The sequence below is a fragment of the Pseudomonas arcuscaelestis genome (genome assembly GCF_016881005.1).
Taxonomy (GTDB): Bacteria; Pseudomonadota; Gammaproteobacteria; order Pseudomonadales; family Pseudomonadaceae; genus Aquipseudomonas; species Aquipseudomonas arcuscaelestis.
This window is the reverse complement of sequence record NZ_JACOPV010000030.1, coordinates 1-22,329: the sequence shown is the minus strand read 5'-3', so window position 1 is coordinate 22,329 and position 22,329 is coordinate 1. Positions and strand designations below refer to the sequence as shown.

The following is a 22,329-nucleotide window of genomic DNA, read 5'->3' as shown; positions in this document are numbered from 1 at the left end:
AATTATCAAGACCCAGGCGCCGATCGCTACGAGCAAAAGTATCGGGAGCGAGTTGTGAAAGGTTTGTACCGGCGTGCGGCTGAGTTTGGCTTCACGCTACAACCGGCGAGTGGTGTTTCTTAGGAAGCCGCGCGGTACTTTGCCAGAGAGCCCGAGTGAAGTACCGCTTCATGAACGAGCATCGTCATCAGTATGCAATTACCACGATGTGCAGGGTATTGCGGATCGCTCGTGCTGGGTTCTACCAATGGCTACACAAGCCCGTTTCTGAGCGCGACCAGGATAACGACCGCTTGCTGAAACTGATCCGCGATTCCTATGCGGCTAGCCGAGGGGTTTACGGTGCTCTACGCGTCTATGGCGACTTGCGGGAAGCCGGCGAGAGTTGCGGCAAACACCGCGTTGCGCGGTTGATGCGTGCCAACCGGATCAAGGCGTTGAGGGGCTATAAAGCGCCGCGCCCAATTGCCGGACGGCCGTCGATCATTGCACCCAATCATCTCAACCGAGCATTCACAGTTGATGCCCCCAACAAGGCTTGGGTGACCGATATCACCTACATCCGCACATGGCAGGGTTGGCTGTATTTGGCCGTGGTGGTGGATCTCTATGCGCGCAAGGTCGTGGGCTGGTCGATGAAGCCGACATTGGCCCGTGAACTCGCGCTGGACGCGCTATTGATGGCGCTCTGGCGCCGTCGGCCCAAGGAGCGCGTACTGGTGCATTCCGATAGTAAGAATGTGATTGCCAGTGTTTCCGGATGACCTGACCCACACAGCGATGGACCAATAAGGGATGATCTGGCGTCGTGAGGTGCCCTGGTTGGCCTGACCCCCACTCCGATTGGCCTTGTGTCTTTCCTTGGACCTGTCGGCCAGCCGGGAGCGCTGCACGTCGAGGTTTCCGCCTCACCGATGCCTGTGACCCTAGAAGGGCCTGACGTTACGTCACTTTACTGTCTTGTCCACGTACTCGGCTCGAGCGGATTGGTCTGTGATCCCAAATTTGGAGCAACCAACTATGCGCGACGTCGAAGCCGAAGGATTTCAGAAACGAGTCGTAGGTGGCGTGGATACCCAAAAAGACTTACATGTAGCGGCAGTCGTAGATGAACTTGATCGTGTTCTAGCCAGCGAGTGTTTTGCGACGACACGGCATGGCTACAAACAAATGCTGACGTGGATGCGCTCGTTCGGCGAGCTGACACGTGTGGGCATTGAATGCACTGGAACATATGGGGCCGGGCTGCTGCGATATTTGGATCAAGCTAAGGTGACTGTTCTTGAAGTGACAGCGCCCGACAGAAGCGATAGGCGCAAACGGGGCAAGGACGATACGCTAGATGCCTGTAACGCAGCTCACGCGGCTTTCGCAGGTGTTCGTACAGTCACCCCCAAGAACCGAGATGGGATGGTCGAATCGTTACGTGTACTCAAGGTTTGCCGCAAGACGGCAATCCAGGCTCGCCGCGTGACGTTGCAACTTATTCAGAACACCATCGTCAGCGCACCAGACGAGCTTCGCGAGACATTACGAAAACTGACGCGAATGCAGTTGATTCGGATGCTGGCAGCGTCGCGGCCGGATTTATCTGACTACCGTCAGCTCGCGTCTGCATATCGAATAGCCCTCAAAACACTGAGCAGGCGGTATCTGGAACTACATGATGAAATAGCCGATCTGGACGTTATGATAGCGGGCTTGGTTGACGATCTTGCACCAGACTTGGTTTCTCGCAATGCCATCGGTTATGAAACTGCCGCTCAGCTTCTCCTGACAGCTGGGGACAACAGCGATCGCTTCCGCTCAGAATCTAGTTTCGCTGCCCTTTGTGGCGTCAGCCCTGTCCAGGCATCTTCAGGAAAGGTTAGCCGCCATCGGCTCAATCGAGGTGGCGACCGTGCTGCTAATAGCGCTTTGCACATCATCGCAATCGGGCGGCTGAGGACAGACGCTCGAACCCAGGCTTATGTCAGCAGGCGCATCGCTGAAGGTCACTCAAAGCTTGAGGCGATCCGATGCCTCAAGCGGTATATCGCGCGAGAAGTTTACGGCATCCAAAGCCGAAACCGCACCATCAACCAAGTCGCAATATCCACTTGACGTTTAGAAGGGCGTCCAAGGAAGCCAATACGGCAGCCGAAGCTTCCGTCAGCGACTGTGGCGCTATCGTTTTAAGCAGAGCATGAGCCGGCGTGGAAACTGACACGACAACGCGCCGATGGAACGGTTGTTTCGCAGTTTGAAAACGGAATGGGTACCGAGCGTGGGCTACATGAGCGCTACGCTGGCACAGCAGGATATCGGCCGGTTTTTGATGCAGCGCTACAACTGGCAACGGCCACATCAATTTAACAGCGGGCTGGCGCCCGCTGTGGCCGAGGAGAAACTTAACGCAGTGTCCGGGATTAGTTGACCACTACATTTGGGGATTACCAAAGCCTTGGATTACAGCCTAAAACGTTGGACGGCGTTGAGCCGCTACCTGAATGACGGAAAGGAACCAGTCGACAATAACCACATCGAAAATCAGATACGGCCATCGGCGCTCAGACGCACAAATTGGCTGGTCGGCGGCTCACTACGTAGCGGTCGACGTGCGGAAGCGCTGATGAACTTCATCCAGCTGGCACGCTACAACAGACCATCCTCAGGTAGCAAGAGCCCCACAAATTCACCCACCAATCCCAACGTTGACACCCCAACGAAAAGATGGCGGAATGGAAAATCGCTTCAAACGTTCTCGCATAAATATTTCATCACACCTCAGTGGAATAATAAAAACCAACCTAAGCAGAGATCGATGACTCGCCTATATAAGCACCTACATTCAGCACGCAATATTCTACGCTCGCTCGTATCGAGCCAAGCATCCCCCGGCCGAGCCGCGCCCTCGGAGCAAGCAGCGCCTGCCTCCACACCAGCAGCGCAACCCAGCACTTCATCTACCGAACATGCGCTCACTGGAGCAGCTCATGAAGAGCAAAGGGCCAATCCAGCACATGACGCAACGGCCCCTTCCCCAACAGACGAACCCTACGCTCTAAATGCCGAACAGCCCGACACCGCAACAGTTGATGAAGGGAACGCTGCGCCCCTGGAGCAAGGAGCAACGGCCCCCAGTCCTATAGAAGAACCCAACACACTGACCGGCGCACAACAGAGCACGCCAGCCGCTGATGAAGGGAGAGCAACTACCCTAGAGCAAGAAGTAACAGTTCCTATTCCCACAGAAGAACTCAACTCGCGGATCGCCGAGCAACAAGGTGCTCTAACGAAAGATGAAGAACTCATTGTTACCCCAGCACTAGCGGCAACTGCTCCGACAGAGACACAGCCCCCAAACTCGCTGAACGCTGAACAACAGAGCACTTTAACAACGGAAGAAAAGTTTACTGTTATTAGCCAAGAAGCAACTACACCTATTCCAACTGAAGAACCCAGCATGCTGATCACCGAGCAACAGGGCATTCTAACGAACGATGAAGAACTCCTAGGCATCCCAGCGCAGGAAGTAACTGCTCCCCTTCCAGCAGATGCCCCTGCCTCGCTGAGCGCCGAACAACAGAGCGACGTAACTACTGTTGAAGCTGACGCGGTAGAAACAGTAGAGAGAAACGTCGCAATCGCGGATGAACCGGATATCGCCCCCCCCCCCCTCGACCCAATTCCGTTCAATGCTAATGACAACAGCGCCGTTAGAGTATTGTTTGTAGCTCAGCACCCTGCACTGCTAGCAAACTGGCGCAGCTTATTACACACGATGCAAAAGGACTCGCGGTTCATCGCAAAAGTTGTACTTTGCCCCTTCCTGCACCCGTACTCATCTACGTCGATCACGCTTGACGATATGAAGCAAAGCCTGATGAAAGAAGGCATCCCATTCAGCACAATCGATGTGCTGTCCCCGAGCAGTTTCCGCCCCCATATCGTATTTTTACAGAACCCATATGATGAGACGAGGCCGGATACATTCAGATCGACGAGCCTGACGAACAACGGAATTCGCGTAGCCTATATTCCATATGGCTTGGAAATGGGCGGAGGTGCATGGAACCTCAAAGCACAATTTGATCTACCAGTCCACCGCCAGGCATGGCGAGTATTCGCTCGCTCACAGCGACACAAAATCATGTTTGGAAAATATTGCCGATCCGGAAACAGCCATGTCGCGGTAACCGGCCACCCAAAATTTGACAGTATCAGCATCCCGAAAGAAAAAGCCCCTCCCCAGGAGCTTACTGAGAAGATAAAAGGCCGCAAGGTCATACTTTGGACGCCTCACTTCTCAGTAACTCCAATACCCTCGTGGTCTACCTATAAACTATATAGCGACGCCATCTTCAAAGCTTTCGCCAAACGACGAGATTTATTTCTGCTTCTACGCCCTCACCCACTATTTTACAAATCCATGGTGGGCAACGGACTTTGGGATGAACGAGGCGAAGTCGAGTTCAAGACGATGATCGACAACAGCGACAACATCGGACTGGACGAACTACCCGATTACCATGTTGCATTCTCCGTTTCCGACGCACTTATGACCGATGTAGGTTCGTTCCTTCTTGAATATTTGGCGGTCAACAAGCCTCTACTTTATCTACATCACCCTGATGGGCTTGGCATGAATGATGACGGCATTCTTACAGAGTCCCTATATAAAGCCAACAATGATAAGGATATCCTCAATTTTATCAATCAAGTTTCTGTTGGCGATGACCCTCTCCGCAACGAGAGAGAGCACCTTAAGCCCGAATTCCTCTTCGGCTTGGACGGCAATATCGCCAACAATATATGCGATGAGATACACCAAAGCCTAAGTGCTGGTGACACCTGGTCACCAGGCGCAAAACTGCACAGCTCTTCTTCACAGCAAAAATCAGAACATTATTGGAAGAATTCGACTACTACGTACCTTGCACCGCCGGAATATTATGAAAAAAAGGCCAATATTCTTAATGAGGTATTAGAGAAACTTCCTCCGGCACCAAGAGCAATTGACATCGGCTGTGGTGACGGGAAGTACACCCTACAACTGGCGAAATTTGCGGGCAGGGTAACAGGATATGAGCTTTCTACTCACCTGGTCGAACAAGCAATAGCAAAAGCTAAGCACAACAATGTCAGCAATGTCGAGTTTATCCCGTGCGAACTGGATGACATCATTCCACTAGAGCGATTCGAACTGATATCGTGCCTGGGCGTCACCAGTTGCATTATCGATGACCTAAAGTTTATTTTTTTCCTGCAAAAGCTTAACGCATTGGCAAAGCCAGGCGCCACACTGCTGATGATTGACAGCCTTTCGACCGTAAGCGAGTGCTTTGCCGAAGACCAGAGTGGTTATCAGGCAAAATACAGGTCTCTTCCAGATTATAAAATTCTGATCGAGCGAGCCGGTTTCACACACCATGAAGAGATTACCCTTTCTGAGGCACCTGAGAAAAAGCTAGTCAATAAACTATTTATTCTGAAAAATAAAACTCAGCTATTAACAGCAGACTCTCTCAACAGAAAATATTGATGGGTTAACTATGACACGCATTTATACAAAGCCAGGCGAGGAACAACCCAAGCTCAACAAAGAGTCCGTTCTCAGTTTCTTTGAGGAGCGCGCCAAAAAAGTCAAAGTGCTCGGGCCGACTCGCGCCGTTATTTATCAGGACAAAAGTGTTGGCCTTGCCGAAAGAAGGGATGTTGCGGAAAAAAAACTGCTATTGCCACTACTTGAACTTACCCCGCAAAGCTGTGTTCTCGATGCTGGCTGTGGTACTGGACGCTGGGCAGAGACGATAATTCCAGAATGCGCCAGTTATGTTGGAGTGGATGTCAGTCCGGGGCTAGTGGCAGTAGCGGCAGAGCGTTTCAAAAACGCCGTGAACGCGCAATTCAGTGTTTGCGCCGTGGACTCGATCTCACCCCAGCACAAAGGCCTGGAACGCACCTTCACCCATATCCTTTCTTTTGGTGTATTTATCTACCTGAACGATGATGAAATCACAAAAGCATTAAAGGGCTACGCATCCGTCTCTGCTCCCGGCACCCGCATCATGCTCCGCGAACCTATCGCTGTCAAAGAGCGGCTCACGCTTCTAGAGCACTTCTCAGACGATATGGAACAGCAATACAGTGCCATTTACAGGACCGAAGCGGAGCTTTTTTCTCTATTTGAATTAGCATTCAGTGACGAACACTTCAGCCTCCGCGGTGAGGGAGACGTCTACCCGGACGCGGCACTGAACAACCGCACTGAAACCAAGCAAAAGTGGTTTCTATGGGAGAAGTCTTAAGCCATGAGAACTGCCTATTGTTTTGACCTGGATGGTACCATCACCAGCACCGAAATTTTGCCGTGCATTGCCTCTGAGTTGGGAGTAGCCGATGAAATAGCCACCTTGACGCGCATTACCATGGATGGACTGATTCCCTTCGAGGCATCGTTTCGCCTGCGCTGCCTGATTCTTGGGCAAGTCAGCCCTTCTAAGGTCTGTAGCATTGTTTCCGAAATACCAATTGATAAATCCATACTTTCCTTCATTCATGAAAACCGTGCTGACGCTTTTATTGTCACGGGGAATCTAGACATATGGATACGCCCCCTTCTTGATTTGTGCGGGTGCCGCTTTTATTCATCTACTGGTTTCTATGATAAAGGCCTTATCAGAGTCGACAATGTACTGAACAAGGCTGACGCAATTGCTGAGATCAGAAGCCTAGGATACGATCGGATCGTTGCAATCGGAGACGGGGCCAACGATGCCCCAATGCTATACGCTGCAGATGTTTCTATTGCCTATGGAGGAGTTCATTCTCCATCGAGTACAGCCAAGGAAGCAGCAAGCCACATCGTTCATGAAGGGGTTGCGCTATGCAAAATGTTACGTGCGCTGTAATCGCCGCAGCGGGAATGGGCACACGCATCGGTCTAGGCATGCCGAAATGCATGATCGAAGTCGAAGGAAAAACCATTCTCAGCAGATTAATAGAAAATCTTCAACCGCATGTCGACTTGATCAAGGTCGTTGTGGGTTACCGCGAGGAAATGGTGATCGACTACTGCGCACAACATCACCGTAATGTGATTTTGGTCAGGAACAAGGACTACCGGCAAACCAACACAGCATTCAGCTTTGCTAAAGGCGCTAATCTGTCGAGCGGGAAAGTTCTCTACCTGGATGGTGACCTTGTAATATCTCCCGAAAGCCTGGAAGCTTTCATACAATGTGCTGCTAGCAAAGAGATTCTTGTGGGTTTGACAGACGCCAAAAGCGAAAATGCAGTTTTTGCAGACTGCAACACTACAAGTGAAGGTTTTATGATAAGCGCTTTTTCCAGAACAAAGCCGAGTCCATTAGAATGGGCAAACGTCGTTAGCGGCCCCGCCCACCTGCTCGATGGCGCTTCAGGCTACGTGTTTGAACGCCTGGAAGAGTATCTTCCATTGAATGGAAAGCTGCTGGAACTTGCAGAGGTCGATACGGCAGGTGATCTCATTGCAGCGCGAGAGTTCGTATGCGCTCTGGACAGCAAAGAGGCTTGAGCAAACGCGTCGAGTCAAGGAAGCTGCTTATCGTACGGAGCAGCTTCAGAGCGTTGTAAAGAGCTCACTGAATAGTGGTTGTTCCTTACCTCAATATAAAGTGATACCCTATTTACTGTGGCAGCTCTGGCTAGCAACTTCACCAGGACGCGGAGTCACTCGACCAATAGAACCTCATAGACCGGTCGCAGCCAAGTTTAGGGCGCTCAGTACTAAGCTCATGACAGGTCGTTGGCACAACCGACCAACGAGACCAAGTACTGGACGCAGCTTTTTCAACCGCCACCCCAACGCTCGGATCAATTTTTTTTGACGGTAGAGGGCTCATCACAGGACGAGACCTTCTCTAAACTAAAAAAAAGCAAAAACCATAGCATCATTCCTGGTAACGGCCATACGTGGACGGGAAAAACCGGCAGCGTCCTTTTCAACCAGATCCTCCGAAATAGGCCAGTATCAATTTCTTTCTTGCAGGGCCATGGTGGCGCATGCCCAGGGGCCTCATCAGTCAGTGCATCAGCAACACGTCGCGCCACGCACTCAACATCATGAGTCGCAAGCATAGCCTCATAGACTTGTTTTTCATCTTGGGCAGATCGCTCCCCGAGCTTAGTGAACTTGACTAGTTCCTCGACAAGCTCTGCTTCCGACATTGACTTGAGCAGATCTGCGGGCGTATATCCGTGCGACCCAGTCAGTACGCCAAAGCAAGGTACTCCACGCCCCATGACCTCAGCAAATGCAGTTCCACCCACGAAAGGAAAACTGTCAACATAGGCCGCAGCGCGTGCAATGAAAGAAAGGTACTCGTCATGACCCAAGCGGCGATGCAAGATCAATCGCTTACCTATTCGACATTTAACCGACCACCACCACCAATCGAGCCAACACCGCGGCCCGATGATCTCGACCCTGGAGCTCGAACGCTGGCTTAGCACCCGGACAAAATTCGGAAATGACCAGCCTTGAGCCGGACGAAATTTGTAAGAAGTTCCGGCCGAGACAATTGCTCCAGATGAATCTGCCGCTGCCGGGCGCCGCGCTGGCAGATCTAATGGAATTCCCACGAAAACAGATCGGTCGAGACTTTCGCGAGCTTCACGCAATGCCCAGCCGAAATGACTGATCTCAAGAACCCGTTCCGCCACGCCAAGACCGTAAGTGAATACATGATCCGCGTGGTTGAACAGCATGACCCTCGCTCCAGCTTGACGTTGTGCGATTCCCGCTGCAAGCACAGCCTCTATGTCGTGAGGGTGGATATAAAGAATTAATACCTCGAAACGAGCAAATTGCTCAGCCAGCAACGCAACGCGCTCACACCCCCGAGAAGCCGAAAAAAGCGGGATACACCCATGCGCTGTCGAACAAAGGCGCTGCCAGGCAAGGTCCTGCGCCGACTCTAGTACCAGTACTGCCGAGTCCTGCAAGACCACGCTCGCACAAAGCCTTTCCACCACTCGGGTGTGCCCACCCACATCATAAGCCTTGGTAAGTACATGACCATAACGAGCTATTCGAGGACTAGCAGAAAGTGAAACCAACGGGTTGAGCCTTTCCAGCAGAACTCGCTCCATCTCAGCCAGCTGATAGCAGCCCGTTGAGTTTTTCCAAAGCAGTTCACCGAGGAACCTGGCCAAGTGAATTGCCTTGTCCAGTTGTGGCTCAGCAAGAACTCGAGCCACTGCACTTTCAACAAAACGGCTGACCTCTGGCGCGGCCTGGGTCACTCGTGCACGACCTCGGAACCACCGCCATTAACATTTGGCAGAGGCGCGTTAATGGCATCGATAATATGCTGTGGGTCCACATGGAAATCACTGTGAATTGAATGCCCCACACCCTGCTCAAGTGAGCCAAATACATAGGTGATGGCATTACCGCTGGCACAAGCCATCGACTGCCAATAGTAATATGACGTGTTTTCCAACTGTGCAATCATGATGACCAGCTGAGTGCCAGGCTTGCAGAAGAGAAGGTTGGCAAATGCCGCTCCTGTTGCCCCCACAACTATGTCGGCTGAGGAGAAAACCGCCACTTGCTCAGCAAAGGATAGCTTTTCAGGCTCAACCACCTCAAAACCTCGAGCGACCAGGATCTCTTCGATTTCTTTGGCATTAAGCACATTGCGGTAACCAGAATTACGGCGAATGAAAAGCCGTTTTCCGCCGCGGGCCTCCAGTTTCAACTTGCCGAAGATTTCCTCACGTATAGTTTTCAGTGCAACCGGGCTAAATTGTCCTTGGGAGTGCCCTTGAAAACCTTCGGATCCGGAGCGACGCTCAAAAGGAACATACCCACAATTCGAAATTACATGAGCCTTTTTGATATGCATCTCACGACCACGCTCTAGCAAGATCAGTTCTCGCTGGGAACCAGCAAGCAGTTCGATTGCCGACATGATATTTGCATGTAGCCCCGCATCAATAACCAGCGGCATACTGCCCGGAACATGCGTCACAAACATAGCAATGCGCGGCAAAACCTCTGTCATGAAATGGGCATAATTTGAGCTAAGAGCGTCCGTAAATACCGCCGCCTCCTCAACCACTTTCAGCCGCTCCTTGTGATAAGGGAGCAAATAGCTGGTACCTTTAGCCGGTTTAATAACCAGACGCCCGTGCAACTCTTCACTTGTGTAGTCGTATGGCGCACGAAACAGATCATGATGATAGAGAGCGCTGGAGCCGATCAGAAAATTACTAGACCCACGCAAACTACACCCGGACACTTGAACAGTATAAATTGCTGGAAATGTATACTCTTCATGTGGGGAAGGGCATTTAGCAGCAAGACGCCTTGGAAAAATCTCTGGAGCAGGGGTTTTAACAACTTCCTGTTCAGTGAACTTAATGGACTGACCAGGCACCATTGACAATTTTTCCAATGGTAGCTTTCGCACCCGCGAAGAAAACCGTTTGTAGACGGTAACCCAAAGCGGAAAAAATTTTTTCCAACCCCAAATAACAAAGGCTCGAGTGGGCCTGAAGCGCTTCAGAAAATTCTGATAAATATAACCAAGTGGTGTTTTGTTGAGCAGAAAAAGTCGCGCATCTTCCTGCCAGTCAACCACTTCACCCATTAGAGTTCGCTTCATTTTCCGCCGCTCTCAGCCAAGTAACTGTCAATAACCGCGTCCGGCAGGCCGTCATCCTTGACTTTACCATGATCCATCCAGATAACTCGGGTACACATTCTGCGCAGCAAATTGACATCATGGGAAACCAGAATCATTATATCCGATCTATTGACCAGCTTTGACATGCGCTCAGTGGCTTTCTTAACAAACGCTGCATCGCCGCCTGCAAACATTTCATCAAGAATAAGAATTTGTGGCTGAACAGCTGTAGCAAGAGAAAACGCAAGGCGTAAATACATCCCTGTTGAATAGTACTTCACAGGCGTATCGATGAACTCTTCAATCTCCGAGAACTCAATAATTTCAGGCTCAAGCTGCTTCAATTCTTCCTTGCCATACTTCAGAATTGCACCATTCAGGTAGATATTTTCACGCCCTGTGAACTCAGGATGAAAACCAGCGCCGATTTCCAGCAAAGGCGCAACACGCCCCTGAATCCGCACCGAACCATGCGAAGGCTGGTAAATATTACATAACGCCTTCAAAAACGTGCTCTTGCCTGCACCGTTGTGCCCAACAATACCAACACGTTCACCGCTGGCAATACTCAATGATACGCCGTTCACCGCCCGATACTCTGAGAATGAACTAACCTGACCGGGTTTAAGAAAACTCGAGATGTAGTCCTTCAACGACGGTGAACGATCACTGTAACGACGAAAATCAATTGACAAATCTTCAACTACAATACTTGACATAATCTAGAGCCTGTAGACAATCTTCTTTTCGTTCAGTATAAAAACCAACAAACCAATCCCTAGCGACAAGCAGGCACTCAAAGCAGCCAGCAACAAAGATGAACCATCTGGCAGGGTGGCGTGCGCCAAAGGCGATCGAAATATGTCAACAAACGGGACCAACGGGTTGACTTTCATTAGAAACGCTGCTGGACCAGTGAGCATGGTTTTTTCATACATGATCGGGGTCAGGAAGAACATCGCCTGAAGAATAATGTTAATGATGTAGACAAGGTCGCGAAAAAAAACAGTCATGACCGACATGACCAAGCCGACACCCAGCGAAAAGGCAAATAGCAGAAGAAACGAGAGGGGCAATATGACCAATGCCCAAGAAAACTCCCCACCTAACACCATAATGATTACAAACAGTGCAATGAAGGACAGCACAGAATCGATGGCCGCCCCCATAGATACACTTAACGGGAATAATAACTTGGGCAAGTAGATCTTCTTGATCAACCCCTCATTCTGAATCAGGGCCTGACAAGACTGAGACACCGTAGAACTGAAACTATTCCAAGCAATCATCCCCGAAAATAGAAAGACCGCATACTCACGTAATGGCACCTTGAAAAGCGCAGAAAAAACCACCGCTGTTACTGACATCATCAGCAGCGGATTGACAAGAGTCCAAAAATAGCCGATCACCGTTCGGCGATAGCGCAAGATCAACTGCTGCCGTACCAGTTGCCAGAGTACGTAACCATTGGCCTGGAGCTCACTCCACCGCCCTGTCATTTCCACCAAAACCTCACCGCCTTCATCATCGTTTTAAGTAGCGACCAGCAGAGTCTACCTATTGGATAGCCGGCTCGCCAACACCTCTTCCGGCTCACCCATACCGCATTAAGCTCATCCAGCCAGTTGCGAGAGTAAATACAACCCTCTCCTATCTCAAACAGATTCGGTACAAGAGCAGTCGACTGAGGCTTTCAGCCATCGTCGGCGCTCATTGTACCCGGTAATCCGTGCAATCAATCTGCCATGAAGCTGTTGCAGCAATCGATGACAATGCGCGCCTCATCATCAGTCATGGTCGGGCCGATTGGAAGACTAAGGACTTCTTCGTGGATACGCTCTGTAAGCGGCAAGGACAAATTAGCATATCCCGAGTATGCCTGCTGCTTATGTGGCGGAATTGGATAGTGAATCAACGTACTGATTCCTTGCTGGGCAAGGTGCGTTTGTAGGGCCGAGCGCTGCTTGCAACGCACTACGTACAAATGAAAAACGTGCTGCTCATCGCGTTCCCAGAGAGGCAACTCGATCGCTTGATTGCGGATACCCTGCTGGTACAAACGAGCAATCTCACGGCGCCGCTCGGTATGCGCGTCCATATGACGCAGCTTCACCGACAGCATGGCCGCTTGAATTTCATCAAGACGGCTGTTAACCCCCTGGTAAAGGTTCTTGTACTTCTCATGCGAACCGTAATTGCGTAGCGCCCTAAGCACCTCTGCCAACTGATCATCGCTCGTCGTGACCGCTCCAGCATCCCCAAGCGCTCCGAGGTTCTTGCCGGGATAAAAGCTGAAGCCTGCTGCATCACCCCAGGTTCCCGCTCGTCGCCCGTCCAAGCTTGCACCGTGGGATTGAGCAGAGTCCTCCAACACCAACAGATTATACTTCTCTGCAACTGCCATAATACCTGGCATATCAGCCAGTCGGCCATACAGGTGAACCGGCAGAATGGCGCGCGTTCGTTCGGTGATTGCGCCTTCAATCGCAGCAGCCCCCAGATTGAAAGTCCCCTCTTCTGGCTCAACTAGTACCGGAACCAAGCGATTCTCGGTAATTGCCAGAACACTGGCAATGTAAGTGTTAGCCGGAACAATTACCTCGTCCCCTTCGCGCAATCGCCCCAAAAGCTTCCACGCACGCAACGTGAGAATCAGCGCATCTAGACCGTTAGCAACACCGATGCAGTGTCGAGCACCGCACCAGGCAGCAAATTCCTTTTCAAAATTTGCTAACTCCCCCCCGCCGATATACCAACCGGAGTCGATTACCCTTGCACACGCATCAACTAACTCTTTACGAAAAGAGCTATTTACTTCTTTTAGGTCCAGAAAACTAATCACTATACCTCCAAAGAAGCGAGAGCTTCCGCCTCGCCCCTAACGATTCTTGATCACGAAAATTTACGAGTTTTCAGGTACTAACATACTTGCGCAGCAGAGGATATCAAGCAAGCACCTAAACACCAAACCACAGGCCAAAGATCAGCGCCCCTTCGACATCCGCTCAATGGTTTTACTCATATCCTCACGCGCTCGCGATACTGCTTCCTTGGTAATTTCGAAATAGTAGTTATCATCATCTTCAGAAGTTTTTTCCGCCCCCATCCGCTGATGATACTTAACTACCGCTTCGTTATCTTTCCTCACATCAAAGTGAGATTTCTCGAAGCCAAGCTTACCCATGCCTATTTCATAAACCAGCAGTGTGCTTTCAAGCGCGGCGCTACGCGTTTTATCTTCATTGAGGATCCAGCTTCCCCAACAGAAAGAATCGGCAAGAAAATCGTAAATACGCACGGTACCACAACGTTGCCCATCGGACATTCGCTCGATGATGAAATAGTACTGGCGTCCTGACTGCTCATCATCTTTGTACTTTCTGATCCAAGACTTTTGCGCCTCAACATCTGCATTTACCGCAGAGAGATAACGGTTGTACTTGTCATTCAGGCGCAGCGACAAAATGAATTCAGCATCACTCTCTTCAACTAAGCGCAGCCGAATTGTCTTGAACTCAACCTTCATGGCGACACTCCGCAACAAATTTCTGATAATCACGAATATAGTCGGACTCAAGATAGGGCTCACTCGCCAGCACCAGCAGCACACAGTCCTCGCTGAAGTCGTGCATCTCTCGCCACATCATGCTTTCGATAAGTAAACCACGCGTAGGGCAATCCATGACCACTTCCTCACGCTGGAAGCCATCATCCAAAACCATCTTGCAACTACCCGCCACACACATTGCAACTTGTCGCAAATTACGGTGAGCGTGATAGCCCCGGCTTACCCCTTGTTCGGTCTTATATATGTAATAAACACGACGAATATCGAAGGGCACATTTCGCTCACGCTCCAGAGCGACCAAGCTACCACGCTCATCCCCCAGAATCTGAAATTCAATCCATTTAATTAGGCTCATCAACCTCGCCCTCCAATCAGAATTAGTACCACATCAAACCCTTACCTGGCGCAACGCTATCTCAAGGACAGGGAAGGGCAGCCCTACCCACCAGCAGTCGCACCACTACACGGACAGACAGACTCAAATACCTGACAAACCACAGGAAAAATTCATTCACGGCGCCTTCGCACATGTCAAGCCAGTGCTGCTGCCATCATACCTCAAGAGCACAGTACCCAAAGCCCCTTGGACAACCCCATCAGCTCCCGCCAGCCATCGATAGTGACTGGCAACAAAAACATACAAGGAAATGTAATCTTAATATTCAGGCACAAGCCAACCACTATAGCAAGCAGGCATCAATAAGGCATCCGTCCAATGAAGCTCACTTAGCTCAATGCAATCAACGCAACCAGCCACGAGTTGCCCACCAAGCCCTCAAAATGCTTGACCGAGTACAGCGTCGAGTCATCCAACTGGCGCGTGTTCGCCACAAGCAGGTCGAAAAGCTTTCGACGGATGTTAGCTATGCAACGCACTCGCAGGCACACTGGGTGCTTTGCGGCTACCGGCCGATCAGCGTACGCGGAAATTGCGGGCCGGCGGCGAGTTTGTGAGCCAGCCTGGACAGAACGGTAGCCACTCGTAAACAACGTTCGCATTGATGCCTTGGCCGCTAGCGAAATTGCAAATGGCTACTCCGGATTGCAGGCACTCCTGAACCACCTGGACACTGAACGGTTCTGGTTGAGAGCTTTGTTGGCGCATGAAAGTCTTGGCGATAAAGGCGACCGCGCCCGCTAAATAACGCGGACACATCGCCCTTAGATGCTGGATTTCGGCCGTCTCACTTATGGCTGAGGCTGAGAAGTATCAGTTTTTGACATTTGGCGGACCAATACATCCGTCTGATTGAGCTCACTATGGTTAGCCGTGGAACGGCTCCGACGTTTTTCCGCCCCAGGTCAGCGAGTAGCCGCCTGAATGTAGGCTAGTCAGCTCGGCGCACTCTACGTGGGCTTTGGACAGGTCTCGGATGAGTCGCCCAATTTTGCTGTTCAACTGAACGATTTGCTCGGACAGGTCCTGATTGACTGCGACCAGGTTGTGAGTGGTCTTGCGCACGGACGGATCGTGCGGCAACTGCTCGCTCTCTCCCTGGAGCAGGATCGTTTGATGCTCAAGCAACTCCTTGGATGCAGGCATGTTCAGCGAGAAGCTGCCGCCGTCGAAGGTTGCGGTGCCCCCCATCATTTTTGAATCCCACGACTCGAAAACTTCTTGCAGGATTGCTTCAAATAGAGCCTTGCGCTCGCTCTCTATGAATTGTCTAGAAATAGGGAATTGAAGGACCCCTGCGCTGGACAGCAGCTCAGCGACATAGCCATTAGCGGATTTGCCGAGATTAAGCTTGAATATGAACTCACACTCGGCGATGTTATCTTGTGCATCGCCAACAAAAAGACGGATGGCAAATGCTACCTTCAAGTCCTTCCTATGGAAATCTACAGGGCTTGCACGTTTGAAACATTCGTCATCGAATATCCCGATTTGAAAACGCTGCTCTTCATGCCCCTCCCCTAGGCTATAGCTTTCGCCGTAGAGCCCAAGATGCCCCCCCAAGGAAATGCAAAGGCTGTTGGCCTTCTGTTGCAAATCATACCAATGAGCGGCCCTAGCTTCCTTGCGCTTCTCGTATGCCAAGCGAATATCCATAAAATCAGTCAACACGCGTTCCTTCCTATCATCCCGAGACAAATTCAATTATATAGCATTATATGATGGCCTAATGATACGCCGCACCCATTTAGTTGAGAATGTTCGCCACAGAAAGGCTGCCGATGACCAGGCAACGCCAAATCCTTTCGCCCCAGTTCAAGCACAACGCCTGAGCCTGGCACTCAACCAAGGTTACAGACACATCGAAGCAGTTGAATAAGCTTTAAGCCACTTGGCCAGCCCAATCCAGAGAGAGCTAGCCAGCGTCGCCCCAGCCAGCAAAGCAGTGACATCCGAACTGCAAAAAGCTCAAGATCAGGACGGCGGCTCAGTCGTCTGAGAGAAAATCGATCCTAAAAAAGCTACTGCGTCTTGATGACCGAGAATCACAAGCCTTTGCGTCAACTGATCAACGTCACTCTAAAACCCCGATTGATCCTTTTTCGCCTGCAATTGAAGTCACCAGATCCTGCTCCTGCACGCATTGTCGTGAGCAGAATGGCTGGTTCTGCGCAGTCTCGTGCCGTAAGCCCACCGTTTCGGCGCCAAATGAGGTCAGACAGGCTGGACACCTTCCTCGAAACTCAGCGCCGACCTGGTCACCAACACTCTAGACATGGCTTCTGAGCGGCCTAGTCGTCGCCCCGATGGAAGCCTTGTTTCGCAGCTTGAGAATCGAATGGACAGTGTCGCGTCATTCAGCTTTGTTTGGTATCAACGCCGTGGCCCAACAGATAAAAAAGAAAAATACTTTATCGCGCACTCGACGCCGACATTGCCAGGCGCTGAAGGATAATCTGATCAGCTGACAACGGCGCAACAGAAGCCAGGATCCAACGAATGGGTCAGCCTCCTTCCCAACCAGTCGCACGATCAGCTGCACCTGATTGAGCCACCAGCCACTATGGATGGTTTTGTAACGAGCAATCAGCGGGCTCAATCCTTTGTTGGCGCCAAACTGATTACACTCGTGCTGACGATAATCCATGGAAGGGATAGGGTCGATATACCAGCGATAACCATGGCTGCGAGCAAAAGCGTAACAATACCAGTCATGCAGGCTGACACCCTGCAGTTGCTGCCAACTGGCAAGCATTGAGCCCTTCAAGAAATCTGCGAGTTTCTTGCTCAGCACATAGGTGCAGCCAGGGCCTGCAGCTTCGAAAAGAAAGTCCCAAGCTACCTGTGGCTGCGCCTTGTGCAGCACATGGGTTTTGCCGTCCGGCCAGAAAGCCGTGACATTGCTGGAGTAGGCATCGACCTGAAGATTCCGGATAGCAGCAGTTGCACGCTGAAGTTTGTCTTTATGCCAGATGTCATCCTGATCGGCAAAGGCAATGAAATCGTAACTACCAAAATCGACATCTCGGATCAAACGAAAGAAGTTACGCGAAGCACCGCCGAAACCGCCCGCTCCCGGCAGAACGACCACGTCGGAACGCTGAGCCGCATACTCAGCGCACCAGTCTTCGGTACCATCATCCGAAGGATCAATACTGATGTAAACAGTGACATCAACAGACGACTGGCCAAGAATTGAAGCTAGCTGCTCTTCGATCCATTGCATTCCGTTGTAGGCAGCCAGCAAAACTGCAACCCGGGGGCATCTTACTGGCATGTCATTCCTGCTCACCAAATTCAACGCTAAGGAATAGAGAAGTATCTTGCTCAGCCAGCACTCGATCAGAGCAGTTTCTGCAGATACTGACCATAGCCAGTCTTCTTCAGAGCATCGGCTTGAGCCCCCAGTTGCCCGGCAGTAATCCAACCGTTGTTATAGGCAATTTCTTCCAGGCAGGCTACCTTCAGGCCCTGACGCTGCTCGATTGTATGTACAAAGTGGCTCGCCTCAAGCAACGAGTCATGGGTACCAGTATCCAACCAGGCAAAACCGCGGCCGAGCATTTCAACATTAAGCATCTTCTGCTCGAGATAGGCACGATTGACGTCAGTGATTTCCAGCTCTCCGCGCTCGGAGGGCTTGATGCCCTTGGCGATCTTGACGACCTGGTTGTCATAGAAGTACAGGCCGGTAACTGCGTAGCTGGATTTTGGCTTGAGCGGCTTTTCTTCGATGCTCAGAGCTCGACCAGAAGCGTCGAACTCAACTACACCGAAACGCTCGGGATCGGACACGTGGTAGCCGAAAACGGTTGCACCTTGTTGCTGGCTGGTAGCAGCAAGCAGGTTGTCCGAAAAGTGCTGACCGTAAAAGATGTTGTCGCCGAGGATCAAGCAGCATGGGTCGCTGCCAATGAACTCTTCACCGATGATAAAAGCCTGGGCCAGTCCATCCGGACTTGGCTGCTCAGCGTAAGTCAGCTTGATGCCATACAAACTGCCATCACCCAGCAATTTGCGAAAACCCGGCAGGTCTTCGGGAGTTGAGATAATCAAGATTTCGCGCATACCCGCGAGCATCAGTACCGACAGCGGATAGAAGATCATCGGCTTGTCGTAGATCGGCAGCATCTGCTTGGAGACGCCAAGAGTCAATGGATGCAGGCGTGTACCCGAACCACCAGCGAGGATGATGCCTTTACGATTTGTCGTGATCATTTGCTCAAAACTTCCATTAGCATTCGGGTTACACCACTTTGCCAATCCGGCAAGTGTAGAGAAAAGTTGTTGCGCAGCTTTTGAGTCCACAAACGCGAGCTCAACGGACGACGAGCAGGGGTCGGGTAGGCAGTGGTTTCAATAGGTGTGATGCCTCTCACCGCCAATTGCTCGCCGTTGGCCCTAGCGAAACCGATGACATGGCTGGCATAGCCGTGCCAAGAAGTTTCACCGCTAGCAGTGAGTTGATACAGCCCCGCGAGTTCTGGGTACTGCATTACCTTTTGAATCGCCAGCGCGCTGATGTCTGCGATGAGATCAGCACCAGTTGGTGCACCAATCTGGTCGGCGATAACGCTGAGGGATTCGCGATCCTTACCCAATCTCAGCATGGTTTTTGCGAAGTTGTTACCGCGGGCACTGTAGACCCAACTTGTGCGGAAGATCAGGTACTTGCAGCCTGAAGCCGCAATCGCCTGCTCACCTGCAAGTTTGCTAGCCCCGTAGTGATTCACCGGTGCGACAGGGTCAGTCTCCTGCCACGGGGCTTGCCCTTCCCCACTGAACACGTAATCGGTCGAGTAGTGAATCAACCAAGCGCCCATAGAACGTATTTCTTCAGCCATGACCAAAGAGGCCAGACCATTTACACAGTAGGCAAGTTCGGATTCGGACTCGGCTTTGTCAACAGCAGTATAGGCTGCAGCGTTGACTATGATATCCGGCTTGACCTGACGAATAGTCGCACGCAATGCGTCTAGATCAGATAGATCACCGCATAACCCATCGACAGTTTGACGATCCAAAGCTATCAACTCACCAAGCGGCGCGAGAGAACGTTGCAACTCCCAGCCAACCTGACCGTTTTTGCCCAGCAAAAGAATCTTCATGCTTTGGCTGAGCGTTCGCTGTAGTTCTGGTCGATCCACTGCTGATAGCTGCCACTCTTCACATGCGCTACCCATTCAGTATTGCCGAGGTACCACTCGACGGTTTTGCGGATACCAGTTTCGAAGGTTTCTTCCGGCACCCACCCCAGTTCACGCTGGATTTTCCTGGCATCGATTGCGTAACGCTGGTCGTGACCCGGGCGATCCTCAACATAGGTGATCAGGCTGGCGTGGGGACGATGAGGAGAATCTGGACGCAGCTCGTCGAGCAATGTGCAGAGGGTGCGGACCACTTCGATGTTTTGCTTCTCGTTGTGACCACCAATGTTGTAGGTCTCACCGATGACACCTTCGGTCAGGACCTTGTACAGGGCACAGGCATGATCTTCGACGTACAGCCAATCGCGAATCTGATTACCCTTACCGTAAACCGGTAGCGGCTTGCCCTCCAGCGCGTTGAGGATAATAAGCGGGATCAACTTTTCGGGGAAATGGTATGGGCCGTAGTTGTTCGAACAATTTGTCACCAGGGTTGGCAAGCCGTAAGTGCGACTCCAGGCACGCACTAGGTGGTCCGAACTGGCCTTGCTGGCGGAGTATGGCGAGCTTGGCTGATACGGGGTAGTTTCCGTGAAGAGATCTTCCGGACTCTCGAGGTCCCCGTAGACTTCGTCAGTAGAAATATGATGGAAGCGGAAGCTGGCTTTTCGCGCTTCATCCAGTGCGGCCCAATAATGGCGTGCAGCCTCAAGCAAAGTGTAAGTGCCGATGATGTTGGTCTGGATAAACTCGGACGGGCCGGAGATCGAGCGATCTACATGGGACTCTGCCGCCAGATGCATAATGGTATCGGGCTGATGCTCTCGCAGGACCCGCTCGACCTGATCACGGTCACAGATGTCAACGCGCTCGAAAGCGTAACGCGGACTTTCACTGATCTCGGCCAACGACTCGAGGTTGCCAGCGTATGTCAGCTTATCGACGTTAACTACAGAGTCATCCGTATTTGAGATGATATGTCGAATGACTGCCGAGCCGATAAACCCGGCGCCGCCGGTTACTAGAATTTTCACGCGACACCATACCCTTTGAGCTGTGAACAGGACCCTTAAACGGGCCCCATCCAATCCATGAATACAAAAGCCAAAATATTATCGGAGACGACCGACGGAATCAATTTTAACCGAAAAGGTAAACAGGCCGAATATCTACACGACAATCGAACCATACATACAATCGCAACAGGCGCGTTCCAGAACAACGATGCCTACACGCATGGGCGACAATGGCGGACGCAACAACGAGACATGACTTGCGGCAGGATCGCGATAAAACACCACTGTTTACAGGTACTGCCTAGGAAGCACTGAATATACCATGTGAGCCAAGCCCGCCCAGCACCTCACCCGCTCGCCGCAGGTCAATGCACGGTTTGGTATCACTGGCCGTACAGCAGCTCAACGACGAGTTTTAGATGGCGTTCAATAGTGGCTTTTTCATGCGTGAGCTTAGCCGCAGGGCACTTTCGAACAGCAACGGCAGTAGCCTGGCGAAAGGCTGATTGCAGATCATCGCCTCTTGAAGCAGGCTGCCAACAACCCAGGACTACAGGTGATTTCTAAATATCACCGTAAATACCCCGAAGAACGCAGCTTAGCCGCTGATGCGACGCGCCCGCCCCTTAGCACGGAGCCCGACATAAAGACCCATCAATGGCCCAGCCATCAGGCCTACCAACAGCGCGACCAGCACAACAACAGACAACGGCAATGCCGGTGCGGACCAACCGAACATGACTAAGGCAACAACTTGCTGGTTTTCCAACACAAAAAAAAGCACCAGCGTCGCCAATGCCATAATGAACAGCACTACTAAGGCGCGCTTGAAACTACGCATAACCCACCCCCTTCCCCTGCGATGATTAACCGGCATGCTCATGCTGCTCATCTTCATTGACGCGGTCACGCAGCTCTTTACCTGGCTTGAAATGCGGCACAAACTTACCATCGAGACTGACCGACTGCCCCGTCTTGGGATTACGCCCTACCCGTGGCGCACGGTAGTGCAGGGAGAAGCTGCCAAAGCCACGGATCTCGATACGATCTCCGGTCGCCAGGCATTGGGACATCTGTTCAAGCATGGTCTTGATGGCCAGCTCCACATCCTTGGATGAGAGCAGCCCTTGATGGGTGACAATACGTTCGATCAGCTCCGACTTCGTCATATTTTTCCCTTCTTTATCAAGCAGCTAGATCATTGCTTCATTGTTTTTAGCATGACCTGAAGGTTTTGAACAGGGTGGTTATTGACTTAATCGAAGAAACTTGTATCGCACCCCTCAAAGAGGAATCTGGGGATTTGGTCTGAGTCAGCGGGCGCTAGGGTTACAGCGTCTTTCGAGGTACGCATTCGCGGATTAGCAAGGGTGCTCTCTTGTGCGCTGTAAATGCAGCCAGTGTCTAGTCCTGAAATAGGTTTACACCTTTTCAGGTAGGCCACCAGGCCTCAAAACGCCCGATGCACCGCATCGGGCGTTTTGTTTTTCAGGGCCATATGGGGCCGCTCTGTGTTGTAGATCTGCACTGCCTCGTCAACCAT

20 protein-coding genes and 3 pseudogenes are annotated in these 22,329 nt (G+C 51.4%); 8 read left to right on the top strand and 15 right to left on the bottom strand.

Annotation, left to right across the window (positions count from 1 at the left end; genetic code table 11):
• Positions 1–128: 128 nt before the first annotated feature.
• From H8F21_RS28595 to H8F21_RS28565, 8 genes and pseudogenes are all read left to right on the top strand, one after another.
• Positions 129–731: pseudogene (locus H8F21_RS28595) on the top strand (IS3 family transposase); the annotation flags it as partial.
• Between the two features lie 289 nt (positions 732–1,020).
• A complete protein-coding gene (locus H8F21_RS28590) occupies positions 1,021–2,103 on the top strand; it encodes an IS110 family RNA-guided transposase (protein ID WP_203585787.1) in 1,083 nt (360 codons plus the stop codon).
• 16 nt (positions 2,104–2,119) lie between these two features.
• A pseudogene (locus H8F21_RS28585) lies at positions 2,120–2,416 on the top strand (integrase core domain-containing protein); the annotation flags it as partial.
• 21 nt (positions 2,417–2,437) lie between these two features.
• A pseudogene (locus tag H8F21_RS29720) lies at positions 2,438–2,641 on the top strand (IS66 family transposase); the annotation flags it as partial.
• Between the two features lie 162 nt (positions 2,642–2,803).
• A complete protein-coding gene (locus H8F21_RS29890; protein ID WP_328824553.1) occupies positions 2,804–5,524 on the top strand; it encodes a methyltransferase domain-containing protein in 2,721 nt (906 codons plus the stop codon).
• A gap of 10 nt (positions 5,525–5,534) precedes the next feature.
• Complete coding sequence (locus H8F21_RS28575; RefSeq protein WP_203585785.1) at positions 5,535–6,290, top strand: class I SAM-dependent methyltransferase; 756 nt, start codon at positions 5,535–5,537, stop codon at positions 6,288–6,290.
• A gap of 3 nt (positions 6,291–6,293) precedes the next feature.
• Positions 6,294–6,893 (top strand): HAD-IB family phosphatase, encoded by a 600-nt coding sequence (locus tag H8F21_RS28570; RefSeq protein ID WP_203585784.1) that lies wholly within the window; start codon positions 6,294–6,296, stop codon positions 6,891–6,893.
• A gap of 50 nt (positions 6,894–6,943) precedes the next feature.
• Entirely contained in the window at positions 6,944–7,540 is a 597-nt protein-coding gene (locus tag H8F21_RS28565; RefSeq protein WP_236043263.1) for a DUF6564 domain-containing protein, read from the top strand.
• A 299-nt stretch (positions 7,541–7,839) separates the two neighbouring features.
• On the opposite strand, the gene H8F21_RS28560 is transcribed toward H8F21_RS28565, so the two are convergent.
• The 15 genes from H8F21_RS28560 to H8F21_RS28490 form a co-directional block, all read right to left on the bottom strand.
• Positions 7,840–9,270: a hypothetical protein gene (locus H8F21_RS28560; RefSeq protein ID WP_203585782.1), complete on the bottom strand. Its 1,431-nt coding sequence runs from the start codon at positions 9,268–9,270 to the stop codon at positions 7,840–7,842.
• Positions 9,267–10,622: a glycosyltransferase family 61 protein gene (locus H8F21_RS28555; RefSeq protein ID WP_203585781.1), complete on the bottom strand. Its 1,356-nt coding sequence runs from the start codon at positions 10,620–10,622 to the stop codon at positions 9,267–9,269. The genes H8F21_RS28560 and H8F21_RS28555 overlap by 4 nt, the downstream gene beginning before the upstream one ends.
• Before the next feature lie 11 nt (positions 10,623–10,633).
• Positions 10,634–11,377 carry an ABC transporter ATP-binding protein gene (locus tag H8F21_RS28550; protein ID WP_203585780.1) on the bottom strand — a complete coding sequence of 248 codons (744 nt, stop codon included), beginning with the start codon at positions 11,375–11,377 and terminating at the stop codon, positions 10,634–10,636.
• Positions 11,378–11,380: 3 nt separating this feature from the next.
• Complete coding sequence (locus tag H8F21_RS28545; protein WP_236043266.1) at positions 11,381–12,157, bottom strand: ABC transporter permease; 777 nt, start codon at positions 12,155–12,157, stop codon at positions 11,381–11,383.
• A gap of 236 nt (positions 12,158–12,393) precedes the next feature.
• Complete coding sequence (locus H8F21_RS28540) at positions 12,394–13,500, bottom strand: DegT/DnrJ/EryC1/StrS family aminotransferase (RefSeq protein WP_203585778.1); 1,107 nt, start codon at positions 13,498–13,500, stop codon at positions 12,394–12,396.
• A 141-nt stretch (positions 13,501–13,641) separates the two neighbouring features.
• Positions 13,642–14,184: a GNAT family N-acetyltransferase gene (locus H8F21_RS28535; RefSeq protein WP_203585777.1), complete on the bottom strand. Its 543-nt coding sequence runs from the start codon at positions 14,182–14,184 to the stop codon at positions 13,642–13,644.
• The gene (locus tag H8F21_RS28530) at positions 14,174–14,581 is read right to left on the bottom strand and encodes a sugar 3,4-ketoisomerase (RefSeq protein ID WP_203585776.1); all 408 of its coding nucleotides are present in this window, start codon (positions 14,579–14,581) and stop codon (positions 14,174–14,176) included. The genes H8F21_RS28535 and H8F21_RS28530 overlap by 11 nt, the downstream gene beginning before the upstream one ends.
• A gap of 909 nt (positions 14,582–15,490) precedes the next feature.
• A complete protein-coding gene (locus H8F21_RS28525; protein ID WP_203585775.1) occupies positions 15,491–16,291 on the bottom strand; it encodes a hypothetical protein in 801 nt (266 codons plus the stop codon).
• A gap of 685 nt (positions 16,292–16,976) precedes the next feature.
• Positions 16,977–17,900, bottom strand: a complete 924-nt coding sequence (locus tag H8F21_RS28520) for a glycosyltransferase (protein ID WP_203585788.1) — start codon at positions 17,898–17,900, stop codon at positions 16,977–16,979.
• Between the two features lie 65 nt (positions 17,901–17,965).
• Positions 17,966–18,841, bottom strand: coding sequence for a glucose-1-phosphate thymidylyltransferase RfbA (rfbA, locus tag H8F21_RS28515; RefSeq protein WP_203585774.1), 876 nt, complete (start codon positions 18,839–18,841; stop codon positions 17,966–17,968).
• Positions 18,838–19,731, bottom strand: a complete 894-nt coding sequence (rfbD, locus tag H8F21_RS28510) for a dTDP-4-dehydrorhamnose reductase (RefSeq protein ID WP_203585773.1) — start codon at positions 19,729–19,731, stop codon at positions 18,838–18,840. The genes rfbA and rfbD overlap by 4 nt, the downstream gene beginning before the upstream one ends.
• Positions 19,728–20,804 carry a dTDP-glucose 4,6-dehydratase gene (gene rfbB, locus H8F21_RS28505; protein ID WP_203585772.1) on the bottom strand — a complete coding sequence of 359 codons (1,077 nt, stop codon included), beginning with the start codon at positions 20,802–20,804 and terminating at the stop codon, positions 19,728–19,730. Before rfbB ends, rfbD begins: the two co-directional genes overlap by 4 nt.
• Positions 20,805–21,384: 580 nt before the next feature.
• Positions 21,385–21,627 (bottom strand): lipopolysaccharide assembly protein LapA domain-containing protein, encoded by a 243-nt coding sequence (locus tag H8F21_RS28500; RefSeq protein WP_203585771.1) that lies wholly within the window; start codon positions 21,625–21,627, stop codon positions 21,385–21,387.
• Positions 21,628–21,652: 25 nt separating this feature from the next.
• Positions 21,653–21,955, bottom strand: coding sequence for an integration host factor subunit beta (gene ihfB, locus H8F21_RS28495; protein ID WP_107026305.1), 303 nt, complete (start codon positions 21,953–21,955; stop codon positions 21,653–21,655).
• 281 nt (positions 21,956–22,236) lie between these two features.
• A partial coding sequence (locus tag H8F21_RS28490; RefSeq protein WP_203481110.1) for an integrase core domain-containing protein occupies positions 22,237–22,329 on the bottom strand: 93 nt, incomplete at its 5' end.

What these genes read in the sequence shown, in the direction of transcription:
- H8F21_RS28570 (WP_203585784.1), top strand. Translation starts at nt 6,294, where the DNA reads ATGAGAACTGCCTATTGTTTTGACCTGGATGGTACCATCACCAGCACC.
- H8F21_RS28555 (WP_203585781.1), bottom strand. Translation starts at nt 10,622, where the DNA reads ATGGGTGAAGTGGTTGACTGGCAGGAAGATGCGCGACTTTTTCTGCTC.
- H8F21_RS28575 (WP_203585785.1), top strand. Translation starts at nt 5,535, where the DNA reads ATGACACGCATTTATACAAAGCCAGGCGAGGAACAACCCAAGCTCAAC.
- H8F21_RS28500 (WP_203585771.1), bottom strand. Translation starts at nt 21,627, where the DNA reads ATGCGTAGTTTCAAGCGCGCCTTAGTAGTGCTGTTCATTATGGCATTG.
- rfbA (WP_203585774.1), bottom strand. Translation starts at nt 18,841, where the DNA reads ATGATCACGACAAATCGTAAAGGCATCATCCTCGCTGGTGGTTCGGGT.
- H8F21_RS28565 (WP_236043263.1), top strand. Translation starts at nt 6,944, where the DNA reads ATGATCGAAGTCGAAGGAAAAACCATTCTCAGCAGATTAATAGAAAAT.
- rfbD (WP_203585773.1), bottom strand. Translation starts at nt 19,731, where the DNA reads ATGAAGATTCTTTTGCTGGGCAAAAACGGTCAGGTTGGCTGGGAGTTG.
- H8F21_RS28530 (WP_203585776.1), bottom strand. Translation starts at nt 14,581, where the DNA reads ATGAGCCTAATTAAATGGATTGAATTTCAGATTCTGGGGGATGAGCGT.
- ihfB (WP_107026305.1), bottom strand. Translation starts at nt 21,955, where the DNA reads ATGACGAAGTCGGAGCTGATCGAACGTATTGTCACCCATCAAGGGCTG.
- H8F21_RS29890 (WP_328824553.1), top strand. Translation starts at nt 2,804, where the DNA reads ATGACTCGCCTATATAAGCACCTACATTCAGCACGCAATATTCTACGC.
- H8F21_RS28550 (WP_203585780.1), bottom strand. Translation starts at nt 11,377, where the DNA reads ATGTCAAGTATTGTAGTTGAAGATTTGTCAATTGATTTTCGTCGTTAC.
- H8F21_RS28590 (WP_203585787.1), top strand. Translation starts at nt 1,021, where the DNA reads ATGCGCGACGTCGAAGCCGAAGGATTTCAGAAACGAGTCGTAGGTGGC.
- H8F21_RS28520 (WP_203585788.1), bottom strand. Translation starts at nt 17,900, where the DNA reads ATGCCAGTAAGATGCCCCCGGGTTGCAGTTTTGCTGGCTGCCTACAAC.
- H8F21_RS28545 (WP_236043266.1), bottom strand. Translation starts at nt 12,157, where the DNA reads ATGACAGGGCGGTGGAGTGAGCTCCAGGCCAATGGTTACGTACTCTGG.
- H8F21_RS28535 (WP_203585777.1), bottom strand. Translation starts at nt 14,184, where the DNA reads ATGAAGGTTGAGTTCAAGACAATTCGGCTGCGCTTAGTTGAAGAGAGT.